12 protein-coding genes and 1 pseudogene are annotated in these 15,917 nt (G+C 71.3%); 4 read left to right on the top strand and 9 right to left on the bottom strand.

Annotation, left to right across the window (positions count from 1 at the left end; translation table 11 throughout):
• Nucleotides 1-78: 78 nt before the first annotated feature.
• The 4 genes from HAV40_RS00450 to HAV40_RS00465 all read right to left on the bottom strand — a co-directional run bounded on the left by HAV40_RS00450 (nt 79) and on the right by HAV40_RS00465 (nt 5,977).
• On the bottom strand, nt 79-3,099 hold the full coding sequence (locus HAV40_RS00450) for a VWD domain-containing protein (RefSeq protein ID WP_166377839.1): 3,021 nt from the start codon (nt 3,097-3,099) through the stop codon (nt 79-81).
• Nucleotides 3,100-3,263: 164 nt separating this feature from the next.
• The gene (locus HAV40_RS00455; RefSeq protein WP_166377841.1) at nt 3,264-4,100 is read right to left on the bottom strand and encodes a glycosyltransferase family 8 protein; all 837 of its coding nucleotides are present in this window, start codon (nt 4,098-4,100) and stop codon (nt 3,264-3,266) included.
• A gap of 3 nt (nt 4,101-4,103) precedes the next feature.
• Entirely contained in the window at nt 4,104-5,123 is a 1,020-nt protein-coding gene (locus HAV40_RS00460) for a glycosyltransferase family 2 protein (protein ID WP_275413479.1), read from the bottom strand.
• On the bottom strand, nt 5,120-5,977 hold the full coding sequence (locus tag HAV40_RS00465) for a glycosyltransferase family 8 protein (RefSeq protein ID WP_166377845.1): 858 nt from the start codon (nt 5,975-5,977) through the stop codon (nt 5,120-5,122). Before HAV40_RS00465 ends, HAV40_RS00460 begins: the two co-directional genes overlap by 4 nt.
• A 173-nt stretch (nt 5,978-6,150) precedes the next feature.
• Between HAV40_RS00465 and HAV40_RS00470 the strand changes: the two genes are divergently transcribed.
• The gene (locus tag HAV40_RS00470) at nt 6,151-7,113 is read left to right on the top strand and encodes a DUF4261 domain-containing protein (RefSeq protein ID WP_166377847.1); all 963 of its coding nucleotides are present in this window, start codon (nt 6,151-6,153) and stop codon (nt 7,111-7,113) included.
• Between the two features lie 97 nt (nt 7,114-7,210).
• Here the strand turns inward: HAV40_RS00470 and HAV40_RS00475 are convergent, their stop codons facing one another.
• The 3 genes from HAV40_RS00475 to HAV40_RS00485 are packed head-to-tail and all read right to left on the bottom strand — an operon-like array spanning nt 7,211 to nt 9,819.
• Nucleotides 7,211-7,894 carry a flavodoxin gene (locus HAV40_RS00475; protein ID WP_203671256.1) on the bottom strand — a complete coding sequence of 228 codons (684 nt, stop codon included), beginning with the start codon at nt 7,892-7,894 and terminating at the stop codon, nt 7,211-7,213.
• 47 nt (nt 7,895-7,941) lie between these two features.
• Nucleotides 7,942-8,925 (bottom strand): aldo/keto reductase, encoded by a 984-nt coding sequence (locus tag HAV40_RS00480; protein ID WP_166377849.1) that lies wholly within the window; start codon nt 8,923-8,925, stop codon nt 7,942-7,944.
• Nucleotides 8,926-8,961: 36 nt separating this feature from the next.
• Nucleotides 8,962-9,819, bottom strand: a complete 858-nt coding sequence (locus HAV40_RS00485; RefSeq protein WP_166377851.1) for an aldo/keto reductase — start codon at nt 9,817-9,819, stop codon at nt 8,962-8,964.
• A gap of 132 nt (nt 9,820-9,951) precedes the next feature.
• Between HAV40_RS00485 and HAV40_RS00490 the strand changes: the two genes are divergently transcribed.
• From HAV40_RS00490 to HAV40_RS00500, 3 genes and pseudogenes are all read left to right on the top strand, one after another.
• Nucleotides 9,952-10,842, top strand: coding sequence for a helix-turn-helix transcriptional regulator (locus HAV40_RS00490; protein ID WP_166377853.1), 891 nt, complete (start codon nt 9,952-9,954; stop codon nt 10,840-10,842).
• Between the two features lie 105 nt (nt 10,843-10,947).
• Nucleotides 10,948-11,283: pseudogene (locus HAV40_RS39035) on the top strand (transposase); the annotation flags it as partial.
• Between the two features lie 41 nt (nt 11,284-11,324).
• The gene (locus HAV40_RS00500; protein ID WP_166377855.1) at nt 11,325-14,639 is read left to right on the top strand and encodes a hypothetical protein; all 3,315 of its coding nucleotides are present in this window, start codon (nt 11,325-11,327) and stop codon (nt 14,637-14,639) included.
• On the opposite strand, the gene HAV40_RS00505 is transcribed toward HAV40_RS00500, so the two are convergent.
• Entirely contained in the window at nt 14,625-14,972 is a 348-nt protein-coding gene (locus HAV40_RS00505; protein ID WP_166377857.1) for a hypothetical protein, read from the bottom strand. The genes HAV40_RS00500 and HAV40_RS00505 overlap by 15 nt on opposite strands.
• 82 nt (nt 14,973-15,054) lie before the next feature.
• Complete coding sequence (locus tag HAV40_RS00510; protein ID WP_166377859.1) at nt 15,055-15,834, bottom strand: DUF4253 domain-containing protein; 780 nt, start codon at nt 15,832-15,834, stop codon at nt 15,055-15,057.
• Between the last annotated feature and the right edge of the window lie 83 nt (nt 15,835-15,917).

A 15,917-nucleotide genomic window follows, 5' to 3' on the forward strand; every position in this document is an offset into this window, starting at 1 on the left:
GCGCACCATGGTCCGACCACGACCACGGCCGGTCGCGAGTAATCGGGTACTCGACCTGCGGCAGCGGTCCGTGGCGCGTCAGCCTGGTGGGACGGTGAAGGTGTAGTCCGCGGTGGACAGGTCGACCTGAGTGATGCCCAGCCCGTACCGGGCCGCCGGATCCGCCGGTACGAACTCGACCGGTCCGCAGAACGGGCGTGCCCCGACCTCGACCTTTCCGGTGTCCAGGTTCAGCACCTCGTACCAGATCCCGGCCGCGCAGTCGGGGGTGTCGGTGAACCGCGCCTTGCCCGCCGCGGCACGGTCGAGGGCGTAGAGGTCCATCCGGCCCGGCACGTCGATCCGGCCGGTGACCCGCTCACCGATCCTGGCGGCCAGCTCCCGGACCTTGATCGTGACCAGTTCGAACTGGTACCGGCCCTTCTTGCCGTCCACGCCGACGACTTCCAGGCGGTAGTCCGCCTTGGGGTCGGGGACCTCGAACCGGATGGTGCCGCCGGTGCAGGGCCGGTGGTCGTTGCTGACGCCGACCAGGCTGATCGACAACGACTGGTCGCAGCCGGGGCCCGGTCCGGTCCAGCCGGACACGTAGAACCAGCGCGCCGCGCCCAGCGCCAGCGGGAACCGGTCCCGCTGCTGCGCCGAGCCGATGTCGCCACCGGCGAACCGCCCGTCGCCGAGGGTCTGGCCCGAGCGCACCGTGTCGGCCAGGAAACGCTGCAGCGCCGCGGCGCCGGTGGCGTAACCGGTGTCGCCGGTGACGCCGACGTCGACGACGCAGTTGGCCAGCTGCACCGGGTCGGTGACCCCGGCCGCGCGGCAGGCCTGCTCGGCGGCAGCCCGGTCAGGGGAGTTCTGCGCGGTCACCGGGCCGCTCGGAAAGTCCGGGTCGGTGAAGGTGGCGGTGCTCTGCCCCGGCCCGTAGTCGAACAGCGTCGTCTGCTCGGTAACCCGCCAGCTGTCGACGAGCCGGCCGTGGATGTCGGCGAAGGACGGATCGGTCAGTGTCGTGCCGTCGCGCAGTTTCAGGTCGCCGCGCTTGTCGCCGTCGAAGTCGCCGAGCAGGCCCCGCATCCGGCCGCGATGCTCCGGGGCCGGGCCGACCTGCACGGTCAGGCTCGCCTGGACGGCGAACACCCACGCCTGCGAGCCGTCCGGCCAGGTCAGCAAATAGGTCTGCGGGCCGCGCCGCAGCTGCCCGCCGCCGGGCAGCCGCAGGCCGCCTGCACCGACCTCGGTGACGGTGCCGTTGACCCGGACCGTGATCGCGCCCGCGTCGCCGGTGAAGCCGACCCGGTCGGCCCCGACCCGCATCGCGAACGCCACGTTGATCGCCGCCGTGGTCGATCCGGCGACCGGCGCGGTGCGCGACTGCACCTCCAGCTGGCCGTCCGGGCTGGCGGTGAGCGTGTACTCCCCCACCGACTGCAGGTCGTAGTAGTGGCCGTCGTAGGTGTTCAGGTGCGGGTCGGTGGTCGACCCGCCGCAGCCGGTGCAGCGCACCTCGGCCTTGTCGTCGCCGAGCCCGTCCTTGGCTCCGGGCCCACCCGGGGCGTTGGGGTCGGCGGCGCCGGCGTCCCAGCGCCCGGCGCGCATCGGTTTCGGTTTCGGCTTCTCCCGGCAGAACCGGTCCAGGCTCAGGCCGGTCGCCGCGGCGACAGCGGGCTGGTCGGCACCGGTGACGGTCAGCCAGGCCTGCTGCCCGATCGGGATGAAGTTCAGGTCGGGCCGGTAGCCGTCGGGACACTGGCAGCCGCCCGGCCTGGCGCAGTAGACGAACTGCGCGGCCTGATGCAGGGGCAGGTCGATGCCGGGGTCGGCACCGAACCGGCCCCAGATCGGGCCGCTGCCCTGCGGCTGGCTCAGCATCACCACATCCGCGCTGAACGCCAGCCGGACCAGGCCCGCGGCGTAGGGCTGCGACGCGGCGGCGGCCGGGCCGCCCTCGTTCGTCACGGCCTGGGCGTCGGCCGGTGCGCCGTGCGAGCCCAGCCCCGGCATGTTCACCCACCAGGCCGGGCCGCGACCGGCGTCGCCGGTGAAGCTCGACGCGAACCCGGCGAGGAAGTTCTCCGACCCGGCGCCGATCGTGGCGATGTACGCGGCCATGCTGTAGTCCTCGCCCGCCACCCCGACGATGTCCTTGACCCGCTCCTGCAGGCCCGGCCAGACCTGCTCGGCGTAGCCGAAGAAGCCCAGCGCCGTGTAGGAGCGCTGGAAGACGGGCCGGCCGGGCTCGGCGGCGTATCCCGCCAGCGTCGCGGTGAGGTCAGGCGTCGCCCCGACCACCCGGTAGGTCACCCACTGGTTCAGTCCCTCGTCGATCCACGGCGGGATCGCGACGAAGCCGTTGGCGTCGCGGCGGTCCACGGCGATCTGCCGGAACAGGCAGTGGGTGAGCTCGTGCACGAAGATGGCCAGCCGGGCCGTGCCCTGGTACGCCTGACCGCCCTTGAACACCGTCACCCGGCAGCGGTAGCTGCCGTCGGGCAGGTACTGGCCCAGGGTGTCGGCGAGGATGTCCTGCCCGAACTCGTCCTTGTCGTTGTCGGCGCGGCAGACGATCACCGCCGCGGTGAAATCGGCCCCGAGCAGCCTGGCGAGTTCGGCCTTCACCCCCGGCACCACGGCGGCGTACTCGTCGGTCTTGGCCTCGCTGATCCGCAGGCCGGCCCGCTGCGGGCAGTCCCAGCGGACCTGCGGCGCGGACGCCGCCGCCAGGCGCATGCCGTTGACGACCGGCCCGGTGCCGGACAGTCCCAGCGCGTCGGCCACGATGGCCTGCTCCGCGCCGGTCAGCTCGTTCCAGTGGGACAGGATCCAGGCGGCCGCGTCCGAGGTGGACCGGGCCGGGCCGAACTCCCCCGGTGGCTTCTCGACCCCGGGCAGCGGAGTGTAGGCGAGCGTGAACGCCTGCCGGGCCAGGTCCAGGCTGACCGTGCCATCGGCGGAGAGCTGGCCGTACAGGCGGTCCCAGGCGTTCGGTGCGGTCTCGTCCGCGCGACCGAACCACCACCAGCCTGCTCCGGCGGCGAGCACCAGCACCGTGGCCAGCGCGATCCACCGGGTCCCGGCGGGCGTCCGCCAGGGTTTCAGCACGCGACGCCAGGCCGGTGCCCGATCGCCCGCCGCTGGGTCCTTCGATCGGCCGTCGGCCCGTACGCGCAGCATCCACGAACGGTGGCACGGGGATGGGAGTGGCGGGCAGGTAGTGGACTACTCGAAACCCCGTCACCGAGCCCTCGGCAGCGCCCTCGCCGGGATCACCAGCGGGCCAGCCGGCGGGCGTGTCGCAGGTGACGGCGATACAGGCCGACCGCCGGCGTGGACGGGCAGGTGGCCAGCCAGGGCTTCTCCGCGCCGACGAAGTGCAGCACCACCGGCGACGACGGCACGGTGGCAGCGGCGACGATCGGATGCACCCAGTCGCCGAGTTCGGCGAACCGGTCGACCTCGAAGGTGTTGAACTCCGGCGGCAGCGGCTGGACCGAGTCGTCACGCAGTCCCCAGAGGTTGAGCGCGTCCTGGTCGTTGTAGTGGATGTGCTGCCCATCGTGGCGCATGATCCGGGCCACGCCGGTGCGCAGCCGGGCCAGTTCCGCGGTGTGGCACCACATCGCGCCGGCGTTGAAGTACGGGCGGCCCCGAAACGCGGGCCAGCGGTCGGCCACCCCCGGCAGTGCCGGCCCGGCACCCACGGAGTGGTTGAACAGGTCGCGTACCAGTCCGATCCGGCCACGGGCGAGCGCGCCCAGCGGGCTGGTGAGGTCTCCCAGCACCAGCACGTCGCTGTCCAGATACACCAGGTGGGGGCGGCCGACGAAGTCCGGGGCGAAGTCGAACCGCAGATAGGTGGCCGTCGAGATGTAGGAGCCGTCCACGACCCGCCAGCCCGGCCTGACCCACCGCACGTCGAAGGACCGGAAACCCAGGAAGCGCACGATCGCCGCCATCGTGGCCGCATCGGTGCGCGACAGGTCGGGTGTCAGCACCCTGATCGCCGTCGACGCCCGGTCGGGGGAAGCGTCGGCCAGCGAGATCAGGGTCACCATCGAGGGCAGGAGGTACGCGGTGTCGATGCACAAGCCGACGGCGAACACGGCTCAGGCCCGCGTCGCTGCCCGACCCGGCAGGAACTCCCGGTCGTCGGTGTAGACGAAGGTGCACACCGCCGACACCGGTCGCCCCTGGCGCAGCGCCTCCCAGGTGATGCCCGCGTCGAAGGCAAGATCGACCAGTGCACCACCCCACCGGCGTACCAGCTGCGGCCCGGTGCGCGGCAACGCGACCAGCACCGGCACCGCTGCCCCGAGCAGGACCCACGGCGGCAGTCCCGTGCGGACACCCGCCACCGCGAACACCATGGCCATGAGGCTGATCGCGACCGGGTTGGCGCGCCAGGTCCGGCGATGGCGATGACGCGAGGACAGGAACACATCGGCCCGGCCGTACGTGAACTGCTTGGCCAGCACCTGGCTCCACCGCCCGGCCGCGTCCCGCTGATGCAGCACGGCGGCCCGCGCGCAGGTCAGCCAGCGGTACCCCTGATCGCAGGCGCGTACGCCGAGATCGACGTCCTCACCGCCCACCACCGTGAACGCCCCCTCGTCGAACCCGCCCAACCGGACGAACGCCTCCCGGCGTACACACAGATTGCTGGTCGTGCCCCAGCCGACCTGGGTGTAGCGGGCGGCCACATCGCCTGCGTTCTGGTAGAGCCGGCTGAAGTCCAGGATCTGCCACAGTGGCGTCCGGTCACCTGACCAGATGGTGGCCCCGGCGACCCCGGCCACGTCGGCGGGTGCACCGGCCAGCGCGGCGAGATGGCCGACGATCAGCTCAGGTGTGGCCACGCAGTCCGAGTCGACGAACAGCAGCACGTCATGGCTGGCGGCCCGGACGGCCAGGTTGCGTTTGGCGCCAGCGGCCCGCGGCCCGCGCAGGTGACGCACGCCCAGCTGGACGCACCGACAACGCAGCGCCTGGAACTCCGGCTCGGGCGAGTCGTCCACCACGATGATCTCCACCGGCGCGTCGACCGCGCGTGCGGCGACCAGCAGCGAGGCCAGCAGCTCGCTGACATGGCGCAGACGACCCCGGTGGGTGGGCACGCACACGGTCACTGCCAACGGATCCCCGCTGTCGGGTCCTTGGCCCGGCTGACCAGGCTTGCCGCCTGTCGCAGGTAGCTGCGGTAGAGGCGTACACCCTCGGTGTCGGGGCAGGTCGGCTGCCACGGCTTGTCCGGGCCGACGAAGTGCAGCACCACCGGGGTGCCCTCGCGGGCCCGGCTCTGGGCACCGTCTTCGAACCGGTCCAGCTCGAAGCGGTTGTAGGCAGGCGGGGCGGGCACGACAGCGCTGCCGTGCAGAGCCCACAGGTTCAACGCGTCCTGGTCGTTGAAGTGGATGTGCTGCCCGGCTCCGGCCATGATCCGGGTGATCGACCGATTCAAGCCGCTCAGCAGGCTGGTCGGGCACCACATCACCCCCGCGTTGAAGTAGGGCCGGCCCCGGAACGCGGGCCACCGGTCCGCCACGCCCGGCAGTGCCGCGCCCCGGCCCACCGTCGCCACGAGTTCGTCCTGGACCAGAGCCAGCCGGCTAGGGCCGAGGCCGTCCAGCGGTGTGGCGAGGTCGCCGAGCACGACCAGGTCGCCGTCCAGATAGATCAGATGGTCGTCGCCGACGAAGTCAGCGGTGAACGCGAAGCGCAGGTAGGTGGTGGCGGAGATGTGATCGCAGCTCACCACCTGCCACCGGTCGGTGCGATGCCAGGCGATGTCGAACGACCCGAATCCCAGCCGAGCGACCACCGAGGCCATCGTCTCGGCGCGGCCCCGGCTCAAGTCGGCGGTCAACACACGCACGCCCACGGACTTGAGGTCACCGGCGGGCTGGCTGTCGGCCAGGGAGGTCAACGTGGTCAGCGCCGGCACGAAATACGCCTCGTCGATGCAGACGCCCACCGTATACATGCCGAATCCCGTCACTTGTACGCGAACCGTAGCACAATACATTCACGCCTGTCATCGTCTTCGGATCGCTCGGCCCGACGCCGGCAACGCGCCGCCTTGCCGGGCGATGGCGGGCATGACCGGCGCAGGGGGACCTGTATCGACCGGTCAGCGCGGGTACTAACCTGCGCGGCATGACAGACGATCGCGTTCATGGTGTGCAACTGCTCGTGCCGGGAAGTGCCGCAACGATGGCCCAATGGCAGGACTCACTCGGACGCGCAGGTCTGACGCTCGACGGCCGAGGGATCACATCGAAGACTCTCAGCTTTCCCACCCCGGCCGAGGTCGTCGAGAACGACGGCTCGTTCGGCCCGGCGTTCGGCTACGGCACGATGTCGGCGCAGGAGCAAGCCGCCATCGCCCAGGCCGGCAGCGCCCTGGTCCTTGACCTGCCGGTTCACCTCGACACGGTGCCGGGTGAAACAGCGACGCTGATCGCCGCGCTGGGCGAGGCCGGGGCGCTGGGCGTGCGACTCGAACAGTCGAAGCTGGGCTGGCCTGTCGAGCGCTGGGTGCAGGCCCTCGACAGCCGTGACCCGTGGATGCTCTACCGCTGCGCGGTGGTGGTGCTGCAGGACCGCGGCGTGTCGCGATCCTGCGGTATGCACGCATTCGGGCTGCCGGATGCACAGGTCGAGGCTCCACCCGCCGAGGCCAACCAGCTGCTCGGCTCACTCAACGTGTACCAGCTGGCGGAGGACCCCGTCCTGGTCAGCGGCGACACGTTCAGCCCTGACGCGCAGACCCCCCGCCGACGGCTGGAGCGCTGGCCAGACGGCGGCTACCCGCAGGGCCACCCCTGCCACAATCCCTTCGGCACCTGGCGATTGGGCGCCGAAGGAGGCCGAGCAGATCGGCGCAGCGACCTTCGCCCCGTTTTCATCCCACCGCTGGTGGCCCTCCTCACGGCCGCCGAAGAGAAGGCCGGCAGGCACCTGCACCGCGAGGAGGTGCAGCGCCTCACCGACGAAGGCGCCTGCATGATGATGACCCACGCCGATGCGAAGAACCTTGAGCGCGGCCGCGGCTACGCCGACCTCGAACCCGAGCTCGCATGGCAGCAGTGGCAGGTCCTCCGCGAAACCCGGGGCTGACATAGCAGCGGTCTACTCCCTCCACCGCTCGCACGTCCTGGTCACGGGCTGACCAGGCACGCCGGCGGCGATGACCGTCTCGGACCAGGCGACCTGGTCAGGTGAGCAGCCCGCTGCGCCGCAGCCACGTCTCGGCGGCGGCCTGTGCTTGATTGACCTGCTCGCCGCGTACGGCTAGCCCGGCGCCGACGTCAGCACCCCGGCACGAGGCGGCGTAGTCGCGCTCGGTGGTGCCCAGGCCGCTCATGGCGTAGGTGGTGACCGGGTACACCGTCTTGCCGCTGAAGTCGTAGCCGTCCGCGAACGTCGACATGATCATCGGAGCGCGTACGTTCCAGATACCGCTGGCCAGCAGCACCGTGTCGTACTCGGTGATCGACGGCAGCGGGTCGGCGATGGCCGGGCGGGCGTCGGCGTTCTGCTCGCGTACGTTGCGGGCCACGGTGGCGTCGTAGTCGTCGGAGTACGGTTCGGCAGCCTGGATGCGATGCGTGTCGCACCTGATCAGCTTGCTGATGATCTCCGCGAGCGCTGCGGTGTTGCCGACCTTGAGGAAGGTGCGGCCTCCGTCGGCGTAGTTCCATCCGGCACGGGAGAAGTACGCCAGCAGCACCCTGGGCTGCCCGTCCGGGCTGGCGGTGCCGCCTGGTTGCGCGCTGGTCGCCGGCGGCGGTGGCGCATCGGCCCCGCACCCTGCCAGCGCGGCCGTGGCCGCTGTGCCGAGTGCTCCCGCTCCGCTCAGGCGCAGCAGGGCCCGGCGACCAATGGCGATGCTGTGCACGTGGTTCCTCCCAGGCAGATCGTCGGTGTACCGGCGGTCCGGTGCGGCTAGCGCTCGATCATCTGCATCTGCGCGTCGGTGTGGTGGCCGCCCTCTGCCGGGGCGAGACGGTCGAGCACGCTGATCTGGTCCGCGGTGAGTTCGACGGCGTCGGCGGCGGTGTTCTCCTCGACCCGGTGCACCCGCTTGGTGCCGGGAATGGGCACGACGTCACCGCCTCGGGTCAGCAGCCAGGCCAGCGCGACCTGGGCCGGGGTCGCGCCGACCTGGTCGGCGACCGCCTGCACCTCGTCGGCGATGGCCAGGTTGCGTGCGAGGTTCTCGCCGGTGAAACGCGGGTTGTTCTTGCGGAAGTCGCTGTCGTCGAGCCGCTCGATGTCGGCCGCGGTGCGCAGGGTCCCGGTGAGGAACCCGTGGCCCAGCGGCGAGTACGCCACCAGCCCGATCCCCAGCTCGCGCAGCAGCGGCAGGATCTCTTCCTGGTCACGGGTCCACAGCGAGTACTCCGACTGCAGCGCGGTGACCGGGTGCACGGCGTGGGCGCGGCGGATCGTGTCGGTCCACGCCTCGGACAGGCCGACATGGCCGATCTTGCCCTGCTGGACGAGTTCGGCCAGGGCACCCATCGTGTCCTCGATCGGGGTCTGCCGGTCGACGCGGTGCTGGTAATAGAGGTCGATGTGGTCGGTGCCCAGGCGGCGCAGCGAGCCCTCGACGGCGAGGCGGATGTTGGCCGGGCTGCTGTCCACGGTCCACGGGCCGCGGCCGTCGTGGGCGACGAGCCCGAACTTGGTGGACAGGACGACCCGGTCCCGGCGGCCCTTGAGCGCTCGCCCGACGAGGTCCTCGTTGGTGTAGGGGCCGTAAATCTCGGCGGTGTCGATGAGGTTGACGCCGAGGTCGAGGGCGCGGTGGATGGTGCGGATCGACTCGGCGTCGTCGGTGCCGGCGCCCGTGTAGCCGTGGGACATGCCCATCGCGCCGAGGCCGATCCGGGAGACTTCGAGCGGGCCGAGATGTGCGTTGCGCATGATGTTCCTCGCTGGTTTCGGTGTGGTGCGGGCGGATCAGTCGACTCGGCGTCCGCCGAGCCATGTGACCTTCTCCGGGTCGCGGTGGTCGAAGAACAGCGACTCGCCGCCGTCGAGGGCGGCGATCGCGCCCATCTCGTCGTCGGTGAGGTCGAAGTCGAAGATGTCGAGGTTCTCGGCCATCCGTTCGGGGCGGACCGACTTCGGGATGACGATCACGTCGCGCTGGGTCAGCCAGCGCAGGACGACCTGCCCGACCGACTTGCCGTGCGCGGCACCGATTCCGGCCAGGACCGGGTTGGTGAACAGGTCGTTCTTGCCCTCGGCGAACGGACCCCACGACTCGATCTGAACGCCATGCTCGGCCATGACCCGCTGGTCGGTGTGTCGCTGGAAGAACGGGTGGGTCTCGATCTGATTGACCGCCGGGGTTACGTCGTTGTTCAGGATGAGGTCGACGAGGCGGTCGGGGTAGAAGTTCGACACGCCGATCGCCCGGCTCAGGCCCTCGCCGTGCAGCTTCTGCATCGCCCGCCACGAGCTGTAGTAGTCGCCCAGCGGCTGGTGGATCAGGTACAGGTCGAGGTAGTCCAGGCCCAGCTTGCGCAGGGACTGGTCGAACTCCCGCCGGGCGGTGTCCTCACCAGTGTGCTGAATCCACATCTTCGTGGTCACGAACAGTTCGGCGCGCGGGATGCCGCTGGCCGCGATCGCGCGGCCGACGGCTTCTTCGTTGCCGTACGAGGCGGCCGTGTCCAGAGCCCGGTAGCCGGCGGCGAGCGCGTCGGTGACGACCTGTTCGGTGTGCTCGTCGGGGACCTGGAAGACGCCGAAGCCCAGGATCGGCATCTGCACACCGTTGTTGAGCGTGATCAATCGGTTCTGCGCCGCCATGAGATCCTCCTCCAACGTTGTCGAACCTGCTCCTCTCAGCCAACCGCGTTTCGGCCCGGCTAGGCAGTGACGGTCTTACCCGGTAACGCCAGTGCCTCCCTACCGGCCGGGCCCGGATCTAGGGTCGAAGGCATGAGCAACAACGACGAGGTCCGCGACTTCCTCACGTCCCGTCGTGAGCGTCTCACCCCCGACCAGGCGGGGGTGCCGTTGTTCGGCGGCCGCCGTCGGGTCAAGGGCCTGCGCCGCGAAGAGGTCGCGATGCTCGCCGGGATGAGCAGCGACTACTACACGCGCCTGGAGCGCGGCAACCTCACCGGCGTCTCACAGCCGGTCCTCGACTCGCTGGCCCGTGCGCTGCGACTCGACGAGGCCGAACGCACCCGCCTGTTCGACCTCGCCGAAACCGCCAACACGTCACACTCCGGCCAGACACCTCGACGTGGAACGAACCGGACGACAGTGCGGCCGGGCGTGCAGCGCATCCTCGACACGATCAACGCGCCCGCGTACGTCCGCAACGGCCGGATGGACGTCCTGGCCCTCAACCGGCTGGGGCGGGCCCTGTTCGCCGACGCGATCGGCGCGAGCGGCGTGTTCAACCTCGCCCGTTACATGTTTCTCGACCCCCGGGCCCAGAACTTCTACCCCGCCTGGCGCACAGTGGCCGCCGACAGCGTCGCCGCCCTGCGCACCTACGCCGGGCGGAACCCCTACGACCGCGCCCTGACCGACCTGGTCGGCGAGCTGAGCACCCGCAGCGAGGCGTTCCGGACCTGGTGGGCCACCCACAACGTGAAACTGCACCACACCGCGACCAAGACGATGCACCACGCCGTCGCCGGGGACCTCGAACTCACCGGTGAGGCCCTTCACCTGCCCGCAGACCCCGACCTGACGATCATCACCTACACCTGGGAGCCGGCAAGCGCCACCGAACAGGCCGTCCACTTTCTCGCGTCCTGGAGCAACGCGTCAGCAGCCCGCGAGCAGCGTCCCGTCTCGGAGAAAGGGCGCAGCTAGCCCTACGAGGGCGACTGGTACGGGTTGGTGATGTTGTGTTCGGTGGGGTGGGTGTCGGGTGCGAAGGTCCCAACATTTCTGGTGAGGCTGGTACTACAGCGGGTCGTGACGACTTCGCGCCGTGCTCGGCCCTATCCCTCCGATCTGTCTGATGAACGCTGGGCATTGATCGAGCCGTTGTTGACGGGGTGGCGGGCGGCTCGTGGTGGGCTGGGGATCAGGCCGCCGGTTCACGATCTGCGGGAGATCGTGGACCAGAGCGTGAAGACGTCGTCGAACGTGGCCGAGTCCGGCCATGGTGTGGATGCCGCGAAGAAGATCAAGGGCCGGAAGCGGCATGTCGCGGTGGACACGTTGGGGCTGCTGCTGGTTCTGGTCACGGCGGCGTCGGTGCATGACACCGCTGGTGGCAGGGACCTAGTCAGGCAGTTGGCGGCGGACCGGGGCCGCGAGCTCGCCTGCGGCCAGGCAGAATACCTGCCGTGACCAGCGCCCGCGCCCTCCTGCACTCCATCGGCAAGCTCTCCTATCCCCAGCGCATGCGCCTGCTCGCCCGACACGCCCGGCAGCTGGAGGGGACACCGCAGCTCGGCACGCTGGTGGCAGAGGTGGGCAGGGGCGACAGCTTCGCGCGCGACATGGCGGTGTTCCTGGCCGGAACGGCCCGTGACGTCGAAGCGCTGCGTCCCTTCCTCGCCGACGCCGACGATGCGATCCGTGCCCGAGCGGTCAAATCGTGGCTGAACAGCGGCCGCGTGGACCACGAAGAGGTGGCGCTGCTGATGGATGACGCGCCGTATGCGATACGCCAGGTGGTGTACACCCATCTGCGGCGCAAGCGGAGCCGACGGCGGACGCCCGGACTGGCAGACGTCCTCGTCGACAGGGTGGCGTCGAGGTTCGGCAGCGGGGAGGCGAGCCGCCTGCTGCCCGCCTGCGCACCGCAGACGGTGGCGCGGCTGCTGCCGGAACTGGGCATGGGCAGCGCCTGGCACGCCACGGCCGTTGCCCACCCCGAACAGGCCCTGGCCGAGGCCCGGCGGCAGCTCGCCCGGCTACCGGAGTCCCAGCGCACCAGCTGGTGGGGGTGGGTCGGTTTCGGCGTCTTCGGGGCCGCCCGCGAGCATCCCCTGGCGGTGCTGGATCTGCTGGCCGAGTACGCCCCGGCGACCACGTTGCCGGGGCACTCCACGGCCCATGCACGGCTGGCCAGGGCGTACCCGCAGAGGTTTCTGGATCTGCTGCTCGACCGCGGGCGGGCGCAGTGTATGCGCCGCGCTCCTCTGTCGCGTGCGCTACTGCAGGCGCTCTCGGTGCTGCCCGACGACCAGATCATCAGGCTCGCGGTCCGGCTGCGGGAGGCCGGGCGGCTGCCGGAGCTGCTGACGCGGCTGGCGCCGAGCCGGCGGAGCGAGATCTTCGACGGCGCGTACGCGGGGGTCGACCGGGACCAGGCGACCGTCGCGGACGCGCTCCTGGAGGTGTTGCCGTGGCAGCGCCGAGTGGCCGAAGCCCGTCGCATGCTGGCGCTGGAACGCGTACAGTCCACGGCCGACCAGGTGCGCCTCACCGCATTCCTGCCCTGGGAGCAAGCCCAGCCGACGCTGCTGACGGCGACCCGGTCCCCGGTGGCCGACGAGCGGGCCTACGCCTACGAGAACATCGTGCGGTGCGCGGCACGCTCGGCCGAACCCGGAGTCGTCACCGAGGCCGCGCGGCTGCTCGAGCGGCTGCGCAACGAGCAGGATCCGGTGCGCTCCCGTGCCCTCGCCGCCCTGGCGGCGGTACCGACCCGGTTGATCGAGGCGGCGGCGGTCGACACGCTGACGACCGTCTTCGCTGACGCGCTGGCGGCCCGCGACGCGTCGGGGGCGACGCGCTCCGCCGTTGCGCGGGTGGCGCTCGGGGTGCTGGCCACCCATGCCGACGACGCGGCGCTCTCCCAGCCCGCGCTGCTGTGGCTGGAGGCGCTTTTCGGCGACGACCGGCTGCCCCACCTCGGCCGGTTCGAGCTGCGGCGCGGGCAGGAACAGCAGGCATTCGCCGCCGTACGGGAGTGGATCGCCAACGGTGTGCGCCGCAACAGGTACGCGCTGCTGCTCCGCTTCACCGCAGCCCTCGGGCGCCGGGCCTACCACCTGCCGGAGCTGCAGGAGCTGCTGCGCGTGACGATCCGCGACGGCCGGCCCTCGTCTGTCGTGCGCGACGCGGTCGAGCTGTGGCTGGCCGATCCGGCACACCGCGACACCCGTGTCGAAGAGGTGCTGCGCGGCGACCCCTCCACGATCGCGTTGTATCCGGTCTGGCAGATCGTGAGTGCTCGGCGTACCGACCTGCTGGATCTGGCCTTCGGCACGAGAGCGCCCGCGGGCGCGTTCATCGCGAAGGGGCCGCGCTGGGTTCCGGGCCATGCCGGTCACGTGCGGCGATGGCTGCCACACCACCGCGCCCGGTACGTGGAGCTGCTGGGCAAGGTCGCGGCCGATGCCGGAGCGAGTGTCAACGCCCGGTGTGCGGCGATCCGGTCCGCGGCGGTGGTGCCGGACCTCGGCTGGGCCGCCGTGCAGCGCTGGCACGGCTCCCCCGACGTGGCGCTGGCCGAGGCGGCGCTGGGCGCGCTGCCGTGGACCGACCGGCCTGCGGACGCGCTGCCGCTGCTCATGGCACATACCGGCGACGACCGTGCGCGGGTCGCCGTCTACGCGATGCGCCGGGCGGCCCGGTTCGTCCCGGCGAGCCGGCTCGGTGAGATCGTCGCGGCCGCGCTGGCCGGCCCGCTCAAGGTCACCAGCCGCAAGGAGATCGCACGGCTCGCCGCCGACTTCGGCGTACCGCAGGCCTCGTCCATCGTGTACGCCGAGTGGCGCCGCCCGGACGCGCACCGCGACGTGCGCGCCGCACTCGTGGGCGTGGCTCGCCAGCGGCCGGACGAGCCCGACGCCTGGCGGATCCTGACCGGGGCCGTCGAGTCCGGGGAGTACGCGTCCATCGTCGCGGTCGGCGCCGCGCAGCCGATGCTGCTTCCGGACAGCGCCCGGACCCGGTACGCGTCGCTGATATTGGCCGGTTGCCGCAGCACCGACCCGAAGGCAGCCGAGCATGCGTGGGCGTGCGTGCCGATGTGGGCACCCTGGGCTGCCGATCTCGACTCTGCGATCATGGCGGGCCTGCTCGATCTCTCCCCGACCGGGCCGGCGCGGTACGCCATCGCCGCCCTCGTGACGCTGCTGCGTGCAGGCGCCGGGTACACGACTCTCGGCGACGCCCTGCACCGCCTCGTCGACCTGGACCGGGCGGACCCGGGCGACGACCCGGAGCGTGACCGGATCCCGCTGCGGCACGCGCAGTCCCTGCTGTCGGCGGTCGCCAGCGCCGTCCGCGGCGACCCGTCCGGCTTCGACCTCGACGCGGCCGCCGACGCGGCCCGGCACGCGGCCGACCACGACCCGTTACTCGTCGAGGCGGTGAGGCTGCTGGTCGAGGTCACCGGTGAGGACGGCATCATCGAAGCGTGCGACCGGCTGACCGACCGGCCCGCGGCGGCCGCCTCCGTCGCCGAGGACATCCGCGCGGCGGCGCTGCGCCGGGACTGGACCCGGGAACGGGCTCCTCGCCTCGCCCGGCGGCTGCGCGATCGGGGCGATCTCGCGGGCGGCCTGGCAGCCGCGGCGCTGTGCCGGCTCGGGGTCTCGGTCGGGTTCGCCGAGCCCTACCGCGGGCTGGTCCGCAGCCTGCGGACGCATCCCGTCCCCGACGTGCGCGACGCGGCGCACGCCGTCCGGCTAAGCGATCGCTGACAGTAGAGGTCGCCCGGTCGGCAGCCGGTCGCCGAGGAGTTCACGCCTCTCCCGGCCGGGGCCGCAGGCGGCACCGCGCATCGCCTCGATGCACAGCAGCCGTCCCATCAGCGTGGGCGACGTGGGATAGGGCGCCTCGGCCGCGGTCCTGACGGCCAGGGCGAGCGACCTCGCCTCGGGGTACTCGTCGGGCGCGACGCTTACGTCCATCCGGGACACCTGGTGCGCGTGCTGGGCGAGGAACTGCGACCACCAGGGCGCGCCGCCAGGCGCGATCTCCAAGGTCACGTCGACACTCGCGGTGCCGCGCTGCTCGACCGTCGGGTGACGCACCGGGCCAGGGCGACCGCGGTCCTGGCCGGGGCGATCCTGACGGTGTCAGCGGTGTCCTTCTGACCTGCCCCGCCACCTGACGTCAATCCCACCAGAAGGACCAGGGGTCGCCGGAGGTGAGGTGATCAAGATGGGCTGAGAAGTCGTCCGGATCGTTGGAGAGGCTGTCGGCGCAGAAGACCAGGTGCTCTGCGACGACGCGCAGGGCCGCCGACCGGTCGGCCGGCGGAGCTGCGACCGACAGCGTCAGAACACCGTCGCCGAGGTGCGTCACTCGGGCGCCGAAACGGTCCTCCCAACTCCGCAGGATCGCAGACGACGCGATCGGGTCGACAAGGTCCTGGTTGAACAGGCGCCAGGCGATCGACGCGACGACGTCGGCGCTGCGGTCGGCCGGAACCAGCATGAGCCGGCACGGTTCCTGCGAAGGCCAGTCCACGATGGAGCGATCAGCCCGCACGTCGGCAGGTTCTTGCGGCACGCCCGGCGAAGCCAGCCCCTGCCAGCTCTGGCGGAAGTCCGTACCGTCCCAGCCGGCGCCGTCCCAGCACGCGGCGGACGCCATCAGTGCTTCGACGTCGATCTCGTCGATACGGCGCATGGCCTGCCACCGGTCTGGATCGGCTTCCTCGTCGATGACGGCGCACGGCAGGTCGTACATCAGAACCGGCCACAGCCCCGAACGAGGATGAGCGGTCCTGCACGCGGTCCACTGGTGCGGCGTGACCGGCTCGTCGCTGACCCAGAACGCAGGCTTCGTCCAGCCGTGGGGAACGAACTGTTCACCGGGCGGCAGCTTCACATCGAGCGAACGACCGGGGCGCAACAATCCCACCAGAGCGTCCTGCTGACTCGACTCCATAGGCGAGACTCTATGCCTTCGGCGACTCCTGGATCACCGTCGCCCGGGGACCGGAAACTCCGGGCGGGCGGCGACTCTCCTTG

Source organism: Catellatospora methionotrophica, from assembly GCF_011297335.1.
Lineage (GTDB): Bacteria > Actinomycetota > Actinomycetes > Mycobacteriales > Micromonosporaceae > Catellatospora > Catellatospora methionotrophica.